We start from the raw sequence: 22,798 nt of genomic DNA on the forward strand, positions 1-22,798 counted from the left end.
TAAAAGTCAGATTCAACGTTAGACGCTTTATAGTTGCCGCAGCAGTTCCCCGAAGGGCTCTGCCAATGGCGAATATTCTTCCTTTAAAGTAACGACGCTGATCTGCAACGATACACCTGCCACCTCATGTACCTGAATGGGGAACAACTCCTGATTCTGCACTTCCTTCTTCACCGTGAGTCCCGGGAGAAAGGCAATGCCTGCCCCTTGCATAACCAGTTTCTTCGCCGTCTCCGAATTATCGACATGATATGTAATATTCGGCGGATGTTCCAGCGAGTCGAAAGCCCGGTGAATGCGAAGCCAGTCCAGTGAACCACATTCGAAAAAGACCAGTTGCTCATTCCGGATCGCCTCCATGCTGACATGCCCGCTCTCAATGAATGGATGTCCTTTGTACACATAGAGCTGGATCGGATCTTCATAAAAAGCAACCGTACGGATCGCAGGATGCATGACCTTGCGCACAAAAGCAAGATCGATCTCCTGACCAAGCAGTTTGGCAATCAGCTGATCCGTCGTTGCTGTAGTCAATTTGATATTAATTTCGGGGTAAGCATCCTTGATCTTGGGTAGAAAATCGGGAATGACATAATTGGATACCGATACTGTACTACCGAGCCGAAGAGCATCCGGTGTTGATCGCCGTTGCTGAATCTTCTGCTTGCCCTTCTGAATCACTTGCAGCACTTGCTGCGCATATGGAAGGAATTTCCGACCTTCTTCTGTCAGCACAATTTGCTTGCCAAGCCGATCAAACAACTTGCAGCCCAGCTCCCTTTCCAGTGACTGAATGCGAGCTGTGACCGAAGGTTGGGACAAGAAGAGTACTTCGGCAGCCTTATTGAAGCTTCCATAATGATTGATATATACAAATGCTTCAATATTCTCGATATTCATGAGCGCCTCCGTATCCACGTCCGCAGACGTTTGATCTTATATTGATTTATCCAATATATTTACTTGGTTTTATGATATCGTAATCCCATCCTTTTCCAGTGTCAATATCAATTCATCCAGCGAGCGATCCAGACGTGTAGTAATATCCGCCGAGAGTACGAACTTTCCATCATCCAGTCGTTCAATCCCCTGATCCACAGCGTACACCCCACCCAAGATATGTCTTCCACCAAGGGCTGCCAGAACAGGTTTCAATGCATAATCAATCGCGAGTAGATGAGCTATAGAGCCACCGATAACGAGCGGAAGTGTCAACTTGCCCCGCAACCCTTCTTGCGGAATCAGATCCAGGAACAGCTTGAGTACTCCTGAGTACGATGCCTTGTATACCGGTGTAGCCACAATAACTGCATCCGCCGCTTCCACGACAGCCAGTGCATCACGAATGAATGAGCTGTCAAACCGAGCTTGCACCAGATCCTCAGCAGGCAGATCCACAACATGAATGACTTCAACGGTGATGCCTGCCTCCGTTAATTTTTGGCTACTGTAATCCGTCAGACCTGTCAAACGCGAACGCTTGGATGGTGATCCTGCAATAATGACAACATGTGACATGAATTTCTCCTCCTCAAGCGTAAACGGCTGTCGCCGTCCTCTGGTGGCACAGCTACCGTTTCGCAGTGAAATATAAAAATGGATAAGGTGAAACTTATAAATTCTTATATTTTGGAATAGCGGTCAAGCCGCTCCTTTTACTTTGGGATCCAACCGGTCGCGAATATCGTCTCCAATCAGATTAACCGCCAGTACAAACAACGTGATCGCCAGCCCCGGGAACGTACAGATCCACCAGGCAACCGTCAGATAACCTCTACCTTGCGAGAGTAAGGCGCCCCAATCCGGAATTTCCTTCAACACCCCAAGTCCCAGAAAGCTGAGTCCGGAGCCCGTCAGAATCGATGTCCCTACGCCAAGCGTAGCCATGACCAGCAAGGGTGACAACGAATGTGGCAGTACATGTTTCCAGAAAATACGTGTATTGGAACCGCCCAGTGAACGTGTCGCTGTAATGAAAGGCAGACCTTTAACTGATATGACTTGCCCACGCATCACCCGTGCGTAGCCCGGAATGGAGGAAACCGCAACAGCCAGTGCAATGTTCATCAGTCCTGGCCCGAGAGCAGCTGCAACAGACAATGCAAGGAGCACGCCAGGTACAGCCATCAGAATATCAACAGCCCGCATCGTGATGGTATCAACAATACCTCCGGCATAACCGGAGATAATACCAAGAGCACTGCCAACAATACCGCCTACAAGTACCGAGGCGAATCCAATGAGCAATGAATCTCTGCTCCCATGCACAACCACACTGAAGATATCCCTGCCAAAATAGTCCGTCCCGAACAGGTGCGCAGCAGAAGGAGCCTGCACGATAGCATCCGTCATCATCTGAGTTGGATCATAGGGTGCAATCCAGCCTGGTACAATCGCACATGCCACGGTAAACACCACCACCAGCAATGCTGCATAAAAGAATAATCGGGATACCGCGAATGAGATGCGATAGCGCCAAGGGCGGCGATTCCACAGACGGATACGTCCTACGCCCGCCCATGCTTTTTTGTCACCAACCAAAGGTTTCATGCTCATGAGCAACAACTCCTCCTTCCATACTCCGCGTCAGGACACTTCTGACTGTTCCAGCTGTCATCATGTTCGGACTGCACGCCGAACCCGGGGATCAATGTACGAATACGAGATATCCACCAGCAAATTCAAGACCACATAGATAATTGATGTAAAGAAAACAACGCCTTGCACCACGGGCAGATCCTTAGCCATTAGCGCATCCGCAATAATTCGGCCGATTCCTTGTCTGGAGAAGACGGTCTCCACCACAACGGTTCCCGCGAGCAGATCACCAATCAGCATGCCGATTACCGTTACAGCAGGAATAAGGGCATTACGCAGTGCATGACCATACATGATGGCACGTTCCGAAAGCCCTTTGGCCCGTAACGCCACGATAAACGGTTCATTGATCACTTCCAACATGCTGTTCCGCACCATCCGTACAATAAACCCTGCACCCACGAGACCCAGCGTAGCTGCGGGAAGAACCAGTGAACTGAATCCGTCGGACCCCATCGCCGGGAACCAGCCAAGCTGTACCGAGAATAACAGGATGAGCAGTATCCCCGTCCAGAAGGTTGGCATAGAAATGCCGAACAGTCCAACCAGCCGAGCAACGAAATCAATCACGCCATTGCGATGAATCGCAGACAATACACCAAGTGTAATTCCGATCGTGATGGCAATAATTGAGCTGAGTGCGGTCAAAGCCAGTGTCGCTGGAAAATGTTCCAGTATTTTTGGCAAAACCGGATCCGAATTGATCATTGATTTGCCAAAATCCCCACGCAGCATATCACCGAAATAGTTCGCAAACTGGATGTAAAACGGCTGATCCAGTCCAAGCTGGACCCGCAGATTCTCGATCATCTCCGGGGTAGCCGAGGACGGGTCCAGCATGAGCAGAACCGGATCACCCGGCAGAAGATACATGATGCAGTACACCAGCACCGAAGCTCCGAAAATAACCAGAAGCGATGTTGAGAGTCGTGACAGTATCGTTTGAACCATACCGGGATATCTCCTTCCTGAATCTGGATTGACCGTTCCTATAGTGCGTGTTCAAAAAGACCAGTTTTCAGTACCGAGAAGATGGAATGAAGCTAGAAATGGAGTAGCGGAGCGTAGGAAACTACGTGAGCAACTACAATGACTCCAAAGGAAACATACTTCGTAAGCCTCCCGCTTATTTCGGCTGAATTTCATATTCGATGCTGATCATGCCATTAGGCATGACTCGTAATCAAAAGTGGACTTTTTGAACAACCTCTGTTAGGGCTGAATGCGAACATCGTTAAAGAGTGGATAACCCAATGAATCAAACTTGATGCCTTCGACCTTTTTGGATGCTGCGACAGTATAAGGGAATACATAGGTCGGCAGAATTACCGCTTGCTCAATCAGGTATTGTTGGATCTGATTGTAGATCTCGACACGTTTATCCGCGTCACTCTCAACCGCTCCCTGCTCTAACAGTTCATCGATCTTTGGATCAGACAAACCGGATAATGTGGGACGCTCGCCCTCTGCACTCGTATGGTAGAAAGCGTACAAGGCATTGGGATCAGAATTGACCTGACTGTTGCCATAGAGATCATAATCCCAGTTCTGATAGATGACTGTTGCGATATCTTTTGTAATCTCGACTTCAACGGCAATGCCAACCTGTTTCAACTGTTGTTGGATAATGGCGGCAATGTCATTGCGTTTCTCCCGATTGGGCGAACCATCGACATAACGCAGGGTCAGTTTCTGGCCGTCTTTGGCACGAATACCGTCAGCGCCTTTCACCCAGCCTTGTTCATCGAGCAGCTGATTGGCTTTGTTGATGTCCGGGTTAATGCTACCTTCCAGCGATGCATTATAACCCAGGATTCCAGGAGACAGTGCGGACCACGCTCGTTCGTAGTTGCCCAGATACAATGTTTTGACAATCGATTCCACATCTACAGCGGATTGTATTGCCTGCCTTACTTTCACATCATCCCAAGGCGCTTTACGCAGATTGAAAAAGAGTGTGTACGGCAGTCCAACCGTATTGGCCTGTAGCAATTGCTGGTTCGGATCGTTTTTCAATGCAGCGATATTCTGCGGTGGAACCGTCTCGGCAGCGAGTACCTGACTACTCTGTACACTTCCGATACGCGTTGCTTCTTCCGGTACAATCTTGAATGTGATCGTATCCACATGGGGCGCGGCTTTATTTTCAACCGTCTCAGGTCCCCAATTGTAATCCTTGTTTTTGGCAACGACGATATCCGCATTTTCATCCCATTTCACAAAGGTATACGGACCTGTGCCCACCGGATTTTTACCTAGCTGGTCACCATATTTTTGGGCAGCTGTAGGGGATACGATCCCCAGAAGTGCCTGGCTCAAGTTACCGAGAAAGGCTTGCGATGGTGATTCCAGATTTACCTTGATGGTATATTCATCAATGACTTCGGAGGAGCTATACGGTCTAATCAGGGCCAGAGAATTGGCAGCTTTGGTGGCCGGATCAATCACCCGGTCCAGATTGTATTTCACGGCTTCCGCATTAAACGGTGTGCCATCGTGGAATTTCACGCCTTCACGCAGCTTGAACGTATAACTCTTGCCATCCTCGGATACGCTCCATTCCGTGGCGAGCCAAGGTTTGATGGAACCGTCCGGCAACTGTACTACCAGATTGTCGTAGATCGTCCGGATGGCGCGTACCGTTACGGCAAGCCCACTACGATGAGGGTCAAGCGTATCCGGTGAAGTGGCAAGTGCAAAAGTCAGGTTGCCTCCTTCGGCTTGCCCGGCCTGCCCCCCACCTGATGCCTGTGCCGTACTGTTCGTGCTGCCTCCCGTCGCTCCGCAACCGGATAATACCATCACCAATACTGCTGCCAATGCCATATATTTCATCCATGAGATAGACCTGTTCATATCGCTTCCCCCTCTGTGTATACAGGTGTCATTAAATTAATGTTTATACCAATACTCTATATATCCTATGAGTTAAGTCGGTTTTAAAACAGTACGAAACGTAGTAATTGATTTTATTACCGGTTGGAGAAAACAGCCAGACAAAATCAGATGCTCGTTCGCTCCCTATCCGTTATGCCAAATCAGATACAACTTGCTTCTTCGCAGCCGTATAACGGTTAACCGGAATTTGCACGCCAAGGTTACCTCGCAATGTATCGTGTTCATAGTCCGTACGATACAAACCGCGTTCTTGCAGAATCGGAACAACCAGTTCCACAAAATCAGACAATCCACTTGGCAGCTCCGAAGCAATAATGAAACCATCCGCCGCTTCCGTCTCGAACCATTCCTGAATCTTGTCAGCAACCTGCTCCGGTGTGCCCAGGAATTTGCTACGCGGTGTTGCTGCCCGCAGAGCCACTTCACGCAACGTCAATCCTTGCTCTTTGGCATCCTTCTTGATCTTGTCGGTTCCACTGCGGAAGCTGTTGCTTCCAATGCCATTCAGCTCCGGGAACGGTTCATCCAGCGGATATTGGGAGAAATCATGGTGTTCGAAGAAACGTCCCAGGTAATCCAGCGCTTTATCAATGGTAACCAGACTTGCGATCTCCTGATATTTCTGTTCAGCTTCCTCTTCCGTCCGTCCAACAATAGGATTGATGCCTGGCAGAATAACAATATCCTGTGCAGAACGTCCATAGGAAGCCGCTCGTGTTTTCACATCCTTATAAAATGCCTGTGCATCTTCAATCGTATCGTGTCCAGTAAAGACAGCATCCGCTTCTTGCGCCGCCAGCGTTTTGCCATCTTCCGATGAACCTGCCTGGAAAATCACCGGCTGTCCTTGCCGTGAACGGGCAATATTGAGCGGACCTTGTACGGAGAAAAACTCTCCTTCATGATTAAGCGTGTGCAGCTTGGATGGATCGAAGAAGACACCGCTCTCTTTGTCTCTCACAAAGGCATCATCTTCCCAAGAGTCCCACAACCCTTTGGTTACCTGTAAATATTCCGCGGCAATGCGATAACGTTCCGGATGCGAAGGGTGACTGCTCTTGCTATAGTTCTTCGCTGTACCTTCCAGCGGAGAAGTCACGACGTTCCAGCCTGCACGGCCATCACTGATCTGATCGAGGGAACCGAACTGTCTGGCTACGGTGAACGGATCACTATAGGATGTCGAGAGGGTGCCTACCAGTCCAATATGTGAAGTAACGGCAGCCAAAGCGGAGAGGATACTGATTGGTTCGAAGCGATTGAGGAAATGCGGAATGGATTTCTCGGTAATATACAGACCGTCTGCGATAAAGACCAGATCGAACTTGCCTTCCTCCGCTTTCAGTGCCTGACGTTTGTAGAATCCAAAGTTAACGCTGGCATCCGACAGAACCTCCGGGTGTCTCCATGTGGTGTTGCTTCCTCCAACCCCATGAATAATGGCTCCAAATTTCAAACTGCGTTTCGCTGTCATATGCACTCCGCCTTCCTTGGATTAGAATCTTCAAAAGAATGATCAAGGGCCAACTGAACTGATTACGTATGCAAAATAACTTAAAAGTTAACTATTCCTATGAGTTTGGTTTGTTTTAATTTCACAAATCTTATCACTGCCCCGTAAAAGGGTCAACAGCGTGACTAATAGATTTTTTCTATATGAACATTGAAGATGTAAATAAGACCATTTACATCCCAAGAGAGCTATAACTTATGAACGTTCCAGCTGCTGTACAAATGCGATCGTGCATCATACAACAGCCGGAACGGCTTGCTTCAAAGGTATATATCCACTCCCGTTAGACTGCTGCCGCTTCGTCCGCTCGTGCCAGAAGTTCCGCCAGCTTCTCCAGATCAGGTTCCAGCAAGGCTTCAAACTTGCCGTCCCCTCCCACTTCAATAACGGGTACATGCCGAATGCCATATTTTGCTTCAAGCACATCACGCAGCACGTCATTGCCCTGCACTTCAATGTTCTCAAAAGGCTGGTTTCGCTCTGTCAGAAATGCTTTCACTTCCCCGCAGAAATGACAGCCTGTTTTGCTCCACAGCACGACTTTTTTGGTTGATGATGACATCGACATACCTCCTGATTAGTTTTAAGATCAAGATCTGGGCGATTGAATATGAACGCCCTAGACCTTCAATTCCCATCTGTTAAATAAGAATTATGGCTCTAAATGTACTCCTGTGCCCTTCCTGCGTCAATGGATCTGCTAATAGAATAAACCTATAACCAAATAGAAAGATTAAATTATAAATTTGAAAGATCGCTTATTTTACAGGAATTAATCGCTATTGCTTCAGTAGTCTAGCTACCAACTCATATGTAATATTCGGATGCGGAATGAATCAGAGCGATTAAACAGGACACCGCTACATTTTCCATTCCGCATCATGCTGCTGATTCGCATAAACAGATCGCCTGACATTACAGATCTGGGTTCAAGAGCTGAGGTGGGGCGATAATGGGCCAGCCTTCTTCCATCGAATTCAGTTGGTCCGCAGACACGCTGATAATATGCCCAGAATGTACACCCCAACGTTCTGCCGCATAGACCGATACAAATCGTCTCCGCTTGTCTCCGCTGATCTGATATCGAATCTCGGGTGCGTCCACTGCGGCAACAATACTTCCTTCTGCCCAACCATGGTGAGAACCATGAACCGCTGTCGTATGCACCTGTTGTGATTCCCTCGGCCATCCTTGCACGTCCCCCGCTGATATCAGTGCTTCTTCGGCAGGAATGGCGAGCAGGTCCGGTTTGGCAACCTGAACAGGAGATATTCCACGCGGTACAGGGATATTCAGCTTCCGCCGCCGACCGCCGGTTAAAGTATAGACATCTCCTTTGGCATCGGACAGGAACGAACCTTCCGGGTAGAAGTCATAACTGTGTCTGAAATGTAATGCTGGATCTTGGCTGCCCTGCGTTGAGATTCGCTGACGCGGATCCATTGGGTTTGTATCACCCTCCTCTTGTTGACCGGATGGGGTACCAGAGGTTTGTTGTCTAGCCAAGCGGGAGGTTTCGGCAACCAGCGCATGAGGATCTCCCCACTTTTGGCTATAAAACTGCTCGTTATCCTTATTCACTACAGCAAAGTCTTGCTCACCCAAGGCTTTCATACTGACACTTCCAAAGTGGTGGATAAAAGCATCCCCGGCTACCGCAAGCTGGTATCCTGCCAGCTTCACCCGGATGATCCAGTCATCATCTTCGAAATTGCCCACCGCGTACCCTTCGTCCAGATAACCTACCCGTTCCAGCAGCTCCCGTGAGAACAGCCAGCAGAATCCGACCAAGCGATCGGTTATTCGATGTTTGTCTGCATCCGGACGATTATGTGTGGCGGCAAAAGACCACATCTCTTCTACCTCACGGTACGGAACCTGAATCTGCTGATCCCCGCCAATATAGTTGGTCACCGGACCCACCACACCAATCTTCGGATCACTGGCAAGACAAGTCATCATGTTATCCAGCCAGCCCGGAGTAACGAGCGTATCGTTGTTCAGCACGATGATATGTCGTCCTCTCGCCATCATCAGCCCATGATTGACACCTCCAGCAAACCCCCGGTTCTTATCCAGGGCAGCCACCCTCACCATGCCGCCTTTGCGGAGCATCGCCTCGGCAGTTCCATCCTTGGAGGCATTATCCACGACAATGATTTCGAAGGGGGCAGGGGTATGCTTTTCGATACTGGACACACATTTCAGCACATACTCCCGCTGATTGTACGTGGGGATAATGATGCTGACCCCTTCAAAAACAAGACCAAACGAGCTCTGTCCCTGGCGGATACCTTCGTTGTATCCTCTGGTATACCCCTGTTTGTAGAGCCTGGCGCCTTTGGCTGTGCGCCTGCTTTTGCCTTTACGTCTGGATTTCCGTATTGAGCGACGACCTGCTGCATGCAGGACTGCCATGTCAGGTCGCGAGAGATCGTGCTGTGTGGCACGGCGGGCCGCTTTTTTTTCGCTGCTTATGCTGCCATTCCTGTTGTTTTCACTGCGGCTGTTGTCACTGTGAGTGCTGATATTTGGAGTGATGTTGTGATGACTGTGACCTTTTCGACGGACAACATTTCGAGCATTAACCTTGTTGTTACGACCATGACGTCCTTCCCCGCGATGTTGATCGGGTGTGTTCATGTTGCTCCCTCCATTTCCACTTGTCCGTGAGGCCAACACGCACATAACCAGCCCCCGGACGGTCCACTAGAGTTGAAGCTCTCCTGTTACCAGTTTGTCAGCCAAATGTCCAAAATCCAGAGCGACCTTGCCGAGTTCACCTGCAATTCGCCGACACAGAATGACCGCCGGAATTCCCGCCGCCACCAACGCGATATCAAAAGCATGTTCTGCGGTTTGCTGCATCACCTTTGGAATATCCATGACTCCCGCCACAGAACCAATAATGCCTGTGACATGAATCCCCCGGTTATGCAGCAGTGCCGCAAGCTCTGGTGCCTGGCTGCCTATGAGCAGAACCCGCCGTCCTTGTAGCAAGGGCAACACCAGGCCGGACTGATGCAGACTGTAATTGATCGTGGAACTGGTCAATTTCAGCCGAGACCAGTCGATCCCGAAGTGGCGCAATACCGGGAATAACAACCCCTGGAATGTCGGTGCCCGTGAGATCGGCACGCCAACCCAGTCGGCGGCCTGTATGGCTTCCGCAAGCATCGCGCGGATGTCTGGCGTTGAGCATGGCACCCCTGCATAGGGCAGAAACGGTGCCAGCTCCTGCACTTCCTGGCCTGGCAGCACCGTATCGGCTGCCAGCGTGAGCAGTTCGCCATCTCCGAGGCGAACGACAGACAAGGGGCGCTGCGCATCCAGCGCCGCCGTGATGTGTCCAGCCATCTCATGAGGGCTGGACAGCCGGGCCAGGCTGGGCGCATATTGGCGGAATCCCGCCGCGATCAGATCTGCCGCCGCCACGGCAGGCAGAATGTGATCCGGCGGGATGTGCTGCGCCACCAGCGCCTCCCCGCCGGCGAATACGCCGTCGCGGTAGCCCTCGGCGTAGCCGCCGGGCACGGCCTCCGCCTGCACTGCGTGCTCCGCGGGCGGAGGCGGCAAACCCTTCGCGCTGCCCGCCTTCGCGCCGGCAGCGCCTCCCCGCCCCGCGGGGGCGACACCCTTCGGGTGTGTCGCCTGGCGCGGGGCGGGGCCAGCACCGCTGGCAGGCATCGCCTGTGGCGTGCTGGCTTGCGGTGCTGGCAAGGGCGCACGGCGCATCGCCGTGCGCTGCTTGGCGCGGGCAGCGGCACGCCGGCCCCGCGCTGATGCCGGCCTGCGCCCAGCAGTGGCCTGGCGCAGGCCGGCTTTGCCTTTGCCGGTGCGGCTGGCTCTTGCCGCTCTGCTCGCACTCGCAGAGCCAGCTTTGCCTGCTCTGCCAACAACACTGCCTGTGCTGCTAGCTTTCCTTGCAGCAGCCTTATGCGCTGCGCCGGCAGATGTACCCGCTTTGGTCGGGGTACTACGTTTCCCTGACTTCACACCTTTGACTCCAGCAGACCCTGTACCTGCTGCTGCCGGAGTGCCACTGCCCATAAATACAGCCGGGTGGATGCCCCGGGGCTTACCCGACACGGAGGCCTTAGCGGCCCCGGTGCGTGTCACTACTCTCACGCCATTCCCTCCTTTGGCATGCACGAGGATTGTCGCTGCGCAAAGCGCCGGAGCATCCTTCCAGCTCCGGCGCAGAGTGTTCTGCTCCCATGGGGCACCGCACAGCGGCAGCATCAGTCGCATATATTTTAGGGCAATTGTCCTTTCATACGGACAGCTGCTTCCTGGAGCGATTCAAATGTACCTGCATCACTCCAGTATTTCTGCAAAATGTCGTATTCCAGTCCGCCAGCAGACGCGTAGTGATTATTCACATCCGTAATTTCAAGTTCTCCACGCGCAGACGGCGCAATGTTGCGAATCAGGTTAAATACATGATCGTCATACATGTATATGCCCGTCACACAATAAGAGGTTTTCGGCTGGCTTGGCTTCTCCTCAATATACGAGATTCGCTCTGGATGCTTTGGATCAAAAACAGGCACCCCGTAACGTCGAGCATCATCCACCTCTTTGAGCAGAACTCGCGCTGTACCAGCAGGTTGCTGCATGTAACGGTCCACATAAGGCTTCAGATCATCGCTGAAGAGATTATCTCCGAGAAGCACAACGAATTTTTCGCCAGGAAGAATAAAAGTGGTCGCCAGATCCAACGCTTCCGCAATCCCGCCTGCCTTTTCCTGAATGCGATAAGTCAACTTCACGCCATGATCTGCTCCGCCACCAAGATACTCTGTATATAACCCGGCGGAATGTTTGTTGATCACAATCAATAGTTCATCAATGCCTGCCTGGCGGAGCCTGTCGATGCCATACATAATCATCGGATGTTTACCGACTGGAAGCAGATGTTTGTTAATGAGCCGGGTCAGCGGATACAGTCTAGTTCCTGTTCCGCCGGCAAGAATTACACCTTTCATTCCACGTTCCCTCCTTCATCGGATATGTCCATATATTCAAGCGGATCGACATGCCATTTGCTCATAAAAATCGAACGATTACGCTCAAGCAGCTGTTTCCACGCTACCGGATCTGTCTTCTGGAAGCTGGCACTTCCCTGATGATGCACGAGAACATCTCCACATACCAGCAGGCGGTATCCCTGCAATCTTGCTCTATAACAATAATCGTCATCCTCATAGTGTCCCGGAGAATATGCCTCATCAAGCAGTCCAACCGATTCCACGACATCTCGTTTCATCAGCATGCACAGACCGACGATCCGGCGTACTTCCCTCCACCTTGAAGAATCCGCAACATTATTGGAATTGGCCAACTCCTGAAAATGTTCCATATCCCGAAACGCCAGTTCAATCTGCTGGATGCCGCTTGCATAATTCGTAACAGGACCCGTGATCCCAATACTTGCGTCACTGTACAGAGCCATTCGCAGGTTCTCCAGCCAACGGGGCGTGACCGTAACATCATTGTTCAACAGCAACAACTCATCCCCGCAAGCTGCACGAAGTCCAGCGTTACACGCTGCCGGAAACCCCCGATTGTCCGGGAACCTTACAAATCGAATTCGCTCCAGCGCACAATATTCAGCCGTTCCATCCGTCGAACCGTTATCTACTACGATAATTTCATATGACGCAGGATCGCCCGAGTATTGACGTATGGCATCGATGCAGGGCCTGATCAGATTCAGCCCATTGTAAGTTGGGATAATCATACTCGTCAGTGTCATCTGGCGTTCCTCCTGTAAGCCACTTCTACACGGGAGAGTGTATGTGCCTGGGCTGGATTCCAACCTGTACCCAGCAATGTAGCCAGTGCCTCCAGATGATCTCCGATGATCAATCTGGCGACATCATTCCCACTTCCCGTGTTACCAGGACGCAACCGATTGGAACGAATAACATCCACCTGACTTGGTGCCGAGACGTTCATTCCATGCTGAATAGCTAGACTTTGTGCCTTAGGTGGAACGGCCAGTGATGCTGGCTTCACCGTCTGAATCATACGACGAGACAATGCATGAGGCACGGCTGTCATGGAATTGGAACCAAGATCTGCCCTGCCTAATGTCCGGTTCAGATATGCTTTGATCCGGCTTACCTCATCCTGCCCTGCAAACGCAGGCAGCAAAGACGTCAGATTATTCAACGCCACATCCTGTCCCCGATCAACCGCGAACAGAAAGGGTGCAAGCTGTTCAGCCGAGACGACCATATCTCCATCCACAAAAAGTACCGTCTCCGCATCCGTCATCTTGGCTCCAAGTGCCCGGCCCACATCATGTCCTGCACGATCCGGTTCATAGATTACTGTAAGTCCCGGCTGCCTTAGTACCTGTTTCAAACTGTCGTCTGTCGTTCCATTCAGTACCACAATAATATCCGTCAGAGGCAACCGCTTTAGTTGCAATAACACCTGCCCCAGTGTGTGTTCTTCATTACAGGCACAGACAATGGCAGCAGCTGAATGACGAAGAGGTAATGGCACGATCTGGAATGAATGTCCCGAGGCCTGAGCATAACCCTGCATAAATGCCTTACCCGCTTTCAGGGCTAGCTCGAAGTTGCTTAGCTCCGCAACGTTCGCCGCGTGTGCATTCCATACGAGACGTGCATGTTCTTCTGATACTGTGTTGTTTGCCTCTGCCTCGCTTCCTGCAACTTGCCCCGCTTTCCACATCAAGTGCAGATTTACTGGGCCAGACTTTGCTCGGCTTCTTCTTTTTTTTTGAATATCTACATGCTTCTTGTTCCTATGACGCTTGTTCATTACTGTTCTTCCTGCTGTCATTTGTCTACTTGTTGTCCGCCTGCGGCGGACAACCCCTGAACGTCCCTTCATTTCCTCACCTCCAGCATGTTGCATCATCCGATGCGACATGCTTACCTCGCCAGGTTGCGAACACGTTTCAGATCGGTATAACCTCCGCGGGGACCGAGCGTATCCGTAATCCACTTAATCGCTGCCATATGATCATTCAGTACCACTTGACTGAGCGGATCAGGTCCTCTTCGCTTCTTGATTCGTACTGCATTCATTCTACCCACAGGTACGTGATGAACAGCGCGTACCCGAAGTCCGCCGATCACTGCCTTCGCTTGTGCGAGTGGCGGAACTTCCAGTGAGGATATCCCCATGACCTCAAGCCCTTTTCGGCTTATTGCATGTGGAATTGCTGTCATGGATGCCCCCCGGAGATCGGATCTTGCGAGTATGCTGTTCAACATGTGTTTGGCCTCCACTACCGGATGAACGGGATGATGAGTGACCGGCCCATGGTAGTCGTTAAGCGCCACATCCGTTCCCTTCAGCACAGCCTTCACGTAAGGTGCAAGATGCTCTGCGGGAATTGCGATATCTGCATCAGTAAATAGCAACACCTGACCGCGCGCCTCCGCTGCGCCTACTTTTCGTCCTCCATCATGCCCCAGCGCTTCTGCATACGTGAGCACTCGTGCTCCAGCCCGTTTGGCTGCTTTAGCTGTACCGTCTGTTGAACCATTCACAACGACAAGCACTTCAGCTTCACGGCATATCCGCAGCGCTTCACGTACAACTGCACCAATCCTTTTCTCCTCATTCATAGCAGGGATAATGACCGAGAGCATCGGTCGCTGAGAAACATCCCTGTGTGAAGGAGCATCACTCATGCCATTTTCCGCGCCATTCTCTACTCCATCCTTAGCCTGTGACATCAGCTGTTTGGATGAAATAACGAACGTATAGGCCTTTGTACCCTTTTTGTGTCCAGACTTCCATCTTCGTTTCTTCAGCACTGTTTTTCTTCGTGTCACATTGGATCGGGTTGCATAACGTGCTGTGGTACGGGTTTTGCGCAACAGTTTCACCTCCCGCATTCGATCATCGGCATGCCAAGGGAGTACACGTTATTCTATGTATTCGTGGAGCAGTGGAAACGGCGTTTGTCCTTGCACTAAGCAGGTTCTCCCTGTGAACACGAGGGTACAGGCCTTGCTTTTAGACAAAATACGTCAAAATATGTGAAAAACGCTACCTCTCCCCTACTTCAGACACAAATTTAACAAAAATCTAAAATTGTATCTTTTCCAAAGTTTTACATTGTGATAATATACGTTCCAAGCAGTTTTATTTACAAAAATAACCTTGAGGTGAACATAAGTTCCCACATGTTTTTTAAATCAATTTATTGACCTTAGGTTGATTAGATTATGACCTCATTCACAGAACCTGTTAAACAGATTCATTCTACTCTTGAGAGGAGTGATGCCGTTCAGAACACACTGCCTTTGTCATTTACGCAAACCCGGATTGAACACCCCAGTTTTCCGTGAACGTATCTTCTACCTGCGCAATTGGACAACCCCCGGCTTTCTGAAAGAGGAACACAATAGACGATTAAACCTTCGGGCTGAGCTGAATAAACGGTTATCCTTTTTGTTTGGTGTCGTGCTTAACACTTCCCGAGCTAAGGCCAAGCCGATTTTGTTCCAATCGTTTCTTGTCTCATTCCACGCTTCAGGTTCAGCCCCACGCTCCGCGCTGCCCAAGTTGCAGACGGAAATCCAACCGAGATAGGCATAAACATTTTCCAACAAAAAAATAATTTAAGAATGGGAGAGTTTACTATGAAATTCGCCAAAGTTATGCCAACAATTCTTGGAGGAGCTCTTTTGCTCGCTTCCGTGTCCTCTGCTACTGCAGCTCCAGTGTCTGATCAATCCATTCCACTTCAGGCCCCTTATGCCTCTGAGGAGGGTATTCCATTGAACAGTGGAACAGATGACACTATCTTTAATTATCTTGGACAGCAGGAACAATTTCTGAATACCGATGTGAAATCCCAGCTCAAAATTGTTAAAAGAAACACAGATACATCTGGCGTAAGACACTTCCGCCTGAAACAATATATTAAAGGTATCCCGGTTTATGGTGCAGAACAGACGGTGCACCTGGACAAAACCGGAGCCGTGAGCTCCGCACTTGGCGATCTTCCACCGATTGAAGAGCAGTCCATTCCGAATGATGGTGTAGCCGAGATCAGCGGAGAAGACGCGATCCGTATTGCAACCGAAGAAGCAACTTCCCGGATTGGAGAGCTTGGTGCCGCGGAAATCACACCTCAAGCTGAATTGAACATCTATCATCATGAAGTAGATGGTCAGACGTATCTGGTTTACATTACGGAAGTAAACGTACTGGAACCTGCCCCTCTACGGACCAAATATTTCATTAACGCAGTGGATGGCAGTATCGTATCCCAGTTTGACCTCATTAACTTTGCCACTGGAACAGGTACAGGCGTGCTTGGAGATACCAAAACCCTGACAACCACCCAATCCGGCAGCACCTTCCAACTGAAAGACACCACTCGCGGCAATGGCATCCAAACGTACACGGCGAACAATGGCTCCTCACTGCCTGGTACCTTGCTCACAGATTCGGATAATGTATGGACCGATCGTGCAGGTGTAGATGCCCACGCCCATGCAGCTGCTACGTATGATTTCTACAAAAACAAATTCAACCGTAACGGTATTAATGGTAACGGATTGTTGATCAGATCGACCGTTCACTACGGCTCCAATTACAATAACGCCTTCTGGAACGGGACACAGATTGTCTTTGGTGACGGAGACGGAACGACGTTCCGATCCCTGTCTGGTGATCTGGATGTTGTGGGTCATGAATTGACGCATGGTGTTATTGAATATACAGCCAATCTGGAATATCGCAATGAACCAGGTGCACTCAACGAAGCTTTCGCCGATATTTTCGGTAATACGATCCAAAGCAAAAACTGGCTGCTCGGTGATGATATCTACACACCTAACATTCCAGGAGATGCGCTACGCTCCCTCTCCAATCCTACGTTGTATGGTCAACCTGACAAATACAGCGATCGCTACACAGGCACACAGGACAACGGCGGTGTCCATACCAACAGTGGTATCATCAACAAAGCTTACTACCTTGCTGCTCAAGGCGGAACACATAATGGTGTGACTGTTACCGGAATCGGCCGGGATAAAGCGATCCAGATTTTCTACAGCACACTGGTGAACTACCTGACACCAACGTCCAAATTTGCCGCTGCCAAAACTGCTACCATTCAAGCAGCCAAAGATCTGTACGGAGCAACTTCCGCTGAAGCTACTGCTATTACCAAAGCGTATCAAGCTGTAGGCCTGTAAAATCTTATTTTATTGTGGTTGAACTTATAATGTACTCATCATAATGGTAACAAAACGTTCAGACACCCCTCACCGTCCGAACGGATTAAGCTTAGATCAACCAAAAGCGGTGTCCCGGACAACTCTGGACACCGCTTTTGTCATTTGTTTATTACGGATACAATCCTGCACTATCCTTGCGAAGGTCCCGCAGCAATCCATGACAACAACCCGTACGTATGCTTGCAATCTGCTGTACGTGACACTTCAAGTACCGCTTCATCCTCACTCTGCGACAGCAGGGAAATCTGGAATCCCCGATCATTACTCATGCCCACAATCACATAATGTTCTGAAGCAAATGGTTCTTCAAAAACAACAGTTACCTCTGTGCATACTTCACTCTCTGGCAGTACAAAAGCTTCCATCCCGAATTGTTGTACAACCGGTTGCTTGCTTACGCTGCGAACGGGTTGGAAGGCCAGATGTTTGGCCTGAACTGCACCCGATTGCAACTGGTTGCTGCCCACGGCATCATCACACAGATGCTCCTGTGTAATCGATTGTTCACTCAACATAAACTCCGTAGTTCCAACGATCTCCTGTGACCGTTCAAGCTGTGGTTGCTGAGCCTGATCTTCCTGATCTGCCTGCACTGCCTGCTCAGTTGTGAACAAAGCTGCCGATGGTTCGCCAAGCTGATCTGTTTGGGATATCAGCTCTTGTTGTTGCTCCAGACCAGCACTCGGTAATTCCTCGACGATTACCTGCTGTGATTGCTGTACAACCTCATTTTCTGGTTGAAGCAATCCCTCTTGTCTTTTGATAGCTGCCAGCTGCTCCAGCGTTTCTCCACTGAACTGACGAATCGCATTCCATATCTCTTCGCTCAAATGCGCTGGACCTACAATCCCGGCATTCAAATGATTAGAGGTAATACTCTGCTCACTCAGTTTGCTGCCGTTCACGCTGCCATCGGCCAATTTGGCACTTGTGACGGACCCATTTTGCAGATGAACCCCGCTTACTGCTTCCTCTTCCAGATGAGTTGTGCGAATACTGCGTTCTTGAATATGATCAGCAAGAATGGTTCCATCCTGAATATGACGAGTTTGCACACTTTTGTCTGCTATGTGGATAGCCGATACCGCACCTTCGAGCAATTTATTACCGTTTACACTGCCGTCAGCCATTTTGGCACTTGTTATGGAACCATTGTGCAGGTGAATCGCACTTACCGATTCCGCTTTGAGGTGGGAGATCCCAATGCTTCGCTCTTGAATATGGTCAGCATGTATGGCTTTCTCTTGGATATGACGGGATTGTACACTTGCATTGGCAATATGGACATCCGACACTGCATCTTCAAGCAGTTTGCTGCTGCTCACACTGCCATCCGCCAGTTTGGCACTCGTTACAGATTCATTTTGCAGATGAACCGCACTTATTGCTTCCTCCTCCAGATGAGACGCACCAATGCTATGCTCCTGAATATGATCAGCAAGGATTGCTCCTGCCTGGATATGGCGAGTTTGCACACTTTCCGACGCGATATGGCTCCCCAATACAGCATCTTCGAGCAATTTGCTGCCGCTAATGCTACTGTCAGCCAATTTGGCACTTGTGACGGACCCATTTTGCAGATGAACCGCACTTACGGCTTCCTCTTCCAGATGGGCTGTGCCTATGCTTCGCTCCTGAATATGACCAGCATGAATAGCTCCTGCCTGAATATGCCCGGATTGCACACTTTCCGATGCGATATGAACCCCCGATACCGTACCTTCGAGTAACTTGCTGCCAGTTATACTGCTATCCGCCAGTTTGGCACTCGTTACAGATCCATTTTGCAAATGAATGGCACTTACAGACTCCTCTTCCAAATGTGCTGTGCCGATGCTCCGCTCTTGAATATGATCAGCATGAATGGCTCCTGCCTGAATCTTACTGGATTGCACACTATCGTCTGCAATGTGGATATCTGATACTGCACCTTCAAGCAACTTGCTGCCGGTTACACTGCCGTCGGCCAACTTGGTACTTGTTACAGATCCATTTTGCAGATGAATGGCACTTACTGCTTCCTGTTCCAAGTGAAGCATGCCGATGCTGTGCTCCTGAATATGGTCAGCAAAGATTGCTCCTTCCTGAATATGGCGGGATTGCACACTTTCCGATGCGATATGGATTCCCGACACCGCATCTTCGATCAACTTGCTGCCGGTTACACTGCCGTCGGCCAGTTTGGTACTGATGACAGACCCATTTTGCAGGTGAATCGCACTTACTGCTTCCTCCTCCAGATGGGTTGTGCCGATGCTCCGCTCCTGAATATGGTCAGCATGAATAGCCCCAGCCTGGATATGCCCGGGTTGCACACTTTCGGACGCAATATGAATCCCCGATACGGTTCCTTCAAGCAATTTGCTTCCGTTGATACTGCCATCCGCCAGTTTGGCACTCGTTACAGATCCATTTTGCAAATGAACCGCACTTACAGACTCCTCATCCAGATGAACTGAGCCTATACTGCACTCTTGAATATGATCAGCAAGGATTGCTCCTTCTTGGATATGACGGGTTTGCACACTTTCATTGGCGATGTGAGTAGCGGATACGGTTCCTGCAGCTAATTTGCTGCCATCCACACTACCCGTTGCTAGTTTGGAGCGTGTTACAGATTCATCCTGCAAAATAATCGTACTTACCGCTTCTTCTTCCAGATGAGATGTTCCGATGCTGCGTTCATGGATATGATGAGGAAGAATTTCACCATCTTGAATATGACGGGAATGCACAGCTCCTTGCTGCAGGTGAACAGCACTTGTCGACTCTGCCTGAAGATGCAAACCACTGATCAAACCTGGCTGAAGGTGAGCCGCTGTAATGGATAAAGGTGCCAGATGGTCTGTTTCGACAGATCCGGGTGCCAAGTGATGCGATGTGACCACCTGTTCAGCAATATGCTCCTCATGAATGATGTCTGCCTTCAGATGCTCTGAGCTCACTACTTGAGTTCCCAAATGGTCAGATTTCACGCTGCCTTCAGCCAGATGGACGGATTGTACAACGGATGGCTGCAAGTGCTCGCTACCTACAGCAGCCTGTTGCAGTTCTGCTCCGGATACCGAGTCTGCTGTCAAATGGTCCGCACTTATGGAGCCATGCCGAAGTTTGTTGCCGGTAATACTGCCATCAGCGAATAACTCGGGCGAGCGTATTTCTTCCGACAAATGTTCCAGGGAAACGGAATGCTGCTTCAGGTGATATCCGCGAATGGTTCCTGATGGAATATGTTTGGCGTTAATGCTCTCTGCCATAATCTTGGAAGAAGTCACGCTGCCGTCTGCCAGTTTAGCTGATGTGACAGCAAAATCCGCCAGTTTATCTGTTGCAACACTCTCTGGTGAAAGCTTGGGGGAGGTAACCGCATGATCTGTTAGATGAGGCGGAAAAATGGACCCACCAGCCAGCTGGGCTGAAGTTACACTATCAATAGCCAATTTGTCTGTTGTGACCGCGGCCCGTGCAATCGCATCCGTTTCAACACTACCCGGCTGAAGATGAGGTACACTTACGGCATGTTCTGTCAGGTGTTCCGATTTCACTGCATAAGGTCTCAGGGCCTCGGAACCCACGCTGCCTGGAGCCAGATGTGTCCCTGTGACTCCACCACTCGCAAGATGCGAGGATATAACACTTCCCGGGGCAAGCGCTCTGCTACTCACCGATGCCGTTCCAAGCTTTTCTGTTGTCACACTTCCATCCGCGAGTTTAACGTCTGTAACGGCAGCATCCTGCAATTCATACGTACCCACGGCCGACTCTGCAAGATGCCGCTCACACACCACGTCGTCTGCAAGAGCGTCTCCGGACACACTTCCGGCAGATAGATGAGCTGCCTCGATGCTTCCACTTGCAATGTGAATAGAGTGAATTGCGGAATTGTCCACATGTACCGGCGTAATTCCCCGATTTGCAATGTGTTCCGCACGAATGGACCCTTTGGCAAGATGTTTACCCTGTACGGCTTCATCCGCAATTTTGGAAGAAATGACGCTCTGATCAGAGATCTTGGATGCCGTAATGGACTGCTCCAGCAATTTTGCTGTTCCAACAGACTGGTCTGCCAGTTTGCTGCTGGTTACTGCACCTTCTGTCAAATGCTCACTGCCCACTTCTCCATTGCCAATCTGCTCCTTGCCAACGGAATGAGCTCGAATCTGGCTTGAACCGATTGAACCGTCCAGTAGATGTCTTCCACTTAATGAACCCTCAGCTAAATGTCTCGTTTGTATGGATCCATCCTCTATCTGGTCACTTCCAATACTGCCATTTAATAGTTGTGAACGACCGACAGACCCTTCTGCCAGATGTGTCTGTTTAACAGCACCTGCCTGAATATGGTGAGACTCGATGGAGTGTTCTTCGATTTTGCTGCCTGTGACAGCAGCTTCACGAATTTTGGTTGTAGTCACTGCATCGTCAGCCAGTTTGGAGGTATTCACAGCTCCTCCCGTGAGATGCCTTGTATCCACCCCGCTAATCGCGATCTTGTCTCCAGTTACGGCATGATTTTTGATTAATTCTTCAGTTACCAGCATGCGGCTGAGATGTCTTGTGCTGATGGAACCGTCGGCAATTTTGGCCGAATCGATGGCCTGGTTGCCAAGCTTCTGAGAAGTAATACTGCCATCTCTGATTTTCTCGCCTGCAATAGAAGCATTTCGTATTTTGTGACCAGACACAGAACCGTCAATCAGGTGCTCCTCAGATACAGATGCTTCCGCAAGTTTCGCTGAAACGATGGCCCCGTCTGCAATGTGAATGCTGGTCACCGCATAATCCTGTAATGCTTCACTGCCGACCGCATCCGGTTTCAGCTTGGAGGCATCTACAGAGAAAGGAGCCAACTTGCTCTCCGTAACAGCAAATTCACTTAAGTCGTCCGTGTAGATGTAATGTCCGGTATGACCCGGCATCTGGTTCTGGTTCAGGATCTGCAGCCGGTCCTTGCTTGTTGTTTCTTGTTTGATGATACCCACCTCTTCTTCCAGAACAAGCGGAGCCACGCTGCTAACCTGAATCTGCTTATCCGAGCTATCTTCTGTCTCGATTTCCTTGCTATCAGACTCTAGGGGTTCCGGCTTGATTTCGGCTTCGATCTCTAACTCTTCCAGCTCGTTTGTTGAAGCAGGTAGCTCCATTGAGTCGAATAGGAATTCTTCCGACTCCTGAACAGCTCTCGAATCCCTTTTATTCGTATTCAAGCGTTCTTCCCTATTCACAGTGAAACCTGAGTTCATCTTGTCTGCCCGGCGATCAGTCAGTTCCAATTCCTTGTATTTCGGGCTCACATGCCGCAGTTTCGGCGTCGGAACCTTCTTTTTGCCATTTTTACTCATGCAGCTTGCTCCTTCCTCTAACGTTCGTCTCCGGCATCATATGCTTCCATCTGGGCATCTGCCACTTCATTTATGACTTTTGCGGATTCCAGAGCACGAATGTACGGGCGTCAAGACAGGAAGGTTCGATGATCTTCGTGGAAATAGGCGTGTCAGGGCAGCAGAGGAAAGGCGGCTGTCCACGCCCCCGTCCCAGTCATGTC

General features: G+C 50.1%; 15 protein-coding genes. 1 reads left to right on the plus strand and 14 read right to left on the minus strand.

What is annotated here, in order from left to right:
* Nucleotides 1–27 precede the first annotated feature (27 nt).
* From BS614_RS27945 to BS614_RS28005, 13 genes are all read right to left on the minus strand, one after another.
* Entirely contained in the window at nucleotides 28–900 is an 873-nt protein-coding gene (locus BS614_RS27945; RefSeq protein ID WP_062837890.1) for a LysR family transcriptional regulator, read from the minus strand.
* A 69-nt stretch (nucleotides 901–969) separates the two neighbouring features.
* Nucleotides 970–1,518, minus strand: a complete 549-nt coding sequence (gene ssuE, locus BS614_RS27950) for an NADPH-dependent FMN reductase (protein ID WP_074096318.1) — start codon at nucleotides 1,516–1,518, stop codon at nucleotides 970–972.
* Between the two features lie 123 nt (nucleotides 1,519–1,641).
* Complete coding sequence (locus tag BS614_RS27955) at nucleotides 1,642–2,556, minus strand: ABC transporter permease (protein WP_157116223.1); 915 nt, start codon at nucleotides 2,554–2,556, stop codon at nucleotides 1,642–1,644.
* 60 nt (nucleotides 2,557–2,616) lie between these two features.
* Nucleotides 2,617–3,549, minus strand: a complete 933-nt coding sequence (locus BS614_RS27960) for an ABC transporter permease (RefSeq protein WP_074096319.1) — start codon at nucleotides 3,547–3,549, stop codon at nucleotides 2,617–2,619.
* A gap of 261 nt (nucleotides 3,550–3,810) precedes the next feature.
* Nucleotides 3,811–5,454: an ABC transporter substrate-binding protein gene (locus tag BS614_RS27965; RefSeq protein WP_074096320.1), complete on the minus strand. Its 1,644-nt coding sequence runs from the start codon at nucleotides 5,452–5,454 to the stop codon at nucleotides 3,811–3,813.
* A gap of 172 nt (nucleotides 5,455–5,626) precedes the next feature.
* A complete protein-coding gene (locus BS614_RS27970; RefSeq protein WP_074096321.1) occupies nucleotides 5,627–6,970 on the minus strand; it encodes an LLM class flavin-dependent oxidoreductase in 1,344 nt (447 codons plus the stop codon).
* A gap of 322 nt (nucleotides 6,971–7,292) precedes the next feature.
* Complete coding sequence (locus tag BS614_RS27975) at nucleotides 7,293–7,571, minus strand: glutaredoxin family protein (protein ID WP_036605813.1); 279 nt, start codon at nucleotides 7,569–7,571, stop codon at nucleotides 7,293–7,295.
* A gap of 353 nt (nucleotides 7,572–7,924) precedes the next feature.
* Nucleotides 7,925–9,652 carry a glycosyltransferase family 2 protein gene (locus BS614_RS27980; protein ID WP_244898217.1) on the minus strand — a complete coding sequence of 576 codons (1,728 nt, stop codon included), beginning with the start codon at nucleotides 9,650–9,652 and terminating at the stop codon, nucleotides 7,925–7,927.
* 66 nt (nucleotides 9,653–9,718) lie between these two features.
* Entirely contained in the window at nucleotides 9,719–10,324 is a 606-nt protein-coding gene (locus tag BS614_RS27985) for a GT-D fold domain-containing protein (RefSeq protein WP_243391498.1), read from the minus strand.
* A 941-nt stretch (nucleotides 10,325–11,265) separates the two neighbouring features.
* Nucleotides 11,266–11,997: a sugar phosphate nucleotidyltransferase gene (locus BS614_RS27990; RefSeq protein WP_074096322.1), complete on the minus strand. Its 732-nt coding sequence runs from the start codon at nucleotides 11,995–11,997 to the stop codon at nucleotides 11,266–11,268.
* The gene (locus BS614_RS27995) at nucleotides 11,994–12,767 is read right to left on the minus strand and encodes a glycosyltransferase family 2 protein (protein ID WP_074096323.1); all 774 of its coding nucleotides are present in this window, start codon (nucleotides 12,765–12,767) and stop codon (nucleotides 11,994–11,996) included. Before BS614_RS27995 ends, BS614_RS27990 begins: the two co-directional genes overlap by 4 nt.
* On the minus strand, nucleotides 12,764–13,879 hold the full coding sequence (locus tag BS614_RS28000; protein ID WP_167544429.1) for a glycosyltransferase family A protein: 1,116 nt from the start codon (nucleotides 13,877–13,879) through the stop codon (nucleotides 12,764–12,766). The genes BS614_RS27995 and BS614_RS28000 overlap by 4 nt, the downstream gene beginning before the upstream one ends.
* A 41-nt stretch (nucleotides 13,880–13,920) precedes the next feature.
* Nucleotides 13,921–14,877: a glycosyltransferase family 2 protein gene (locus tag BS614_RS28005; protein ID WP_084174796.1), complete on the minus strand. Its 957-nt coding sequence runs from the start codon at nucleotides 14,875–14,877 to the stop codon at nucleotides 13,921–13,923.
* Nucleotides 14,878–15,645: 768 nt separating this feature from the next.
* Between BS614_RS28005 and BS614_RS28010 the strand changes: the two genes are divergently transcribed.
* Nucleotides 15,646–17,211 carry a M4 family metallopeptidase gene (locus BS614_RS28010; RefSeq protein ID WP_074096324.1) on the plus strand — a complete coding sequence of 522 codons (1,566 nt, stop codon included), beginning with the start codon at nucleotides 15,646–15,648 and terminating at the stop codon, nucleotides 17,209–17,211.
* Nucleotides 17,212–17,381: 170 nt separating this feature from the next.
* On the opposite strand, the gene BS614_RS28015 is transcribed toward BS614_RS28010, so the two are convergent.
* The gene (locus BS614_RS28015) at nucleotides 17,382–22,595 is read right to left on the minus strand and encodes a WIAG-tail domain (RefSeq protein WP_074096325.1); all 5,214 of its coding nucleotides are present in this window, start codon (nucleotides 22,593–22,595) and stop codon (nucleotides 17,382–17,384) included.
* Between the last annotated feature and the right edge of the window lie 203 nt (nucleotides 22,596–22,798).

This window comes from Paenibacillus xylanexedens, assembly GCF_001908275.1.
In the GTDB taxonomy this organism is placed as follows: Bacteria; Bacillota; Bacilli; order Paenibacillales; family Paenibacillaceae; genus Paenibacillus; species Paenibacillus xylanexedens_A.

Coding starts and splice junctions, on each gene's coding strand:
- BS614_RS27945 (WP_062837890.1), bottom strand. CDS start 900: ATGAATATCGAGAATATTGAAGCATTTGTATATATCAATCATTATGGA.
- BS614_RS27980 (WP_244898217.1), bottom strand. CDS start 9,652: ATGAACACACCCGATCAACATCGCGGGGAAGGACGTCATGGTCGTAAC.
- BS614_RS28010 (WP_074096324.1), top strand. CDS start 15,646: ATGAAATTCGCCAAAGTTATGCCAACAATTCTTGGAGGAGCTCTTTTG.
- BS614_RS28000 (WP_167544429.1), bottom strand. CDS start 13,879: ATGAAGGGACGTTCAGGGGTTGTCCGCCGCAGGCGGACAACAAGTAGA.
- BS614_RS27970 (WP_074096321.1), bottom strand. CDS start 6,970: ATGACAGCGAAACGCAGTTTGAAATTTGGAGCCATTATTCATGGGGTT.
- BS614_RS27995 (WP_074096323.1), bottom strand. CDS start 12,767: ATGACACTGACGAGTATGATTATCCCAACTTACAATGGGCTGAATCTG.
- BS614_RS27955 (WP_157116223.1), bottom strand. CDS start 2,556: ATGAGCATGAAACCTTTGGTTGGTGACAAAAAAGCATGGGCGGGCGTA.
- BS614_RS27965 (WP_074096320.1), bottom strand. CDS start 5,454: ATGAACAGGTCTATCTCATGGATGAAATATATGGCATTGGCAGCAGTA.
- BS614_RS28015 (WP_074096325.1), bottom strand. CDS start 22,595: ATGAGTAAAAATGGCAAAAAGAAGGTTCCGACGCCGAAACTGCGGCAT.
- BS614_RS27975 (WP_036605813.1), bottom strand. CDS start 7,571: ATGTCATCATCAACCAAAAAAGTCGTGCTGTGGAGCAAAACAGGCTGT.
- ssuE (WP_074096318.1), bottom strand. CDS start 1,518: ATGTCACATGTTGTCATTATTGCAGGATCACCATCCAAGCGTTCGCGT.
- BS614_RS27960 (WP_074096319.1), bottom strand. CDS start 3,549: ATGGTTCAAACGATACTGTCACGACTCTCAACATCGCTTCTGGTTATT.
- BS614_RS27990 (WP_074096322.1), bottom strand. CDS start 11,997: ATGAAAGGTGTAATTCTTGCCGGCGGAACAGGAACTAGACTGTATCCG.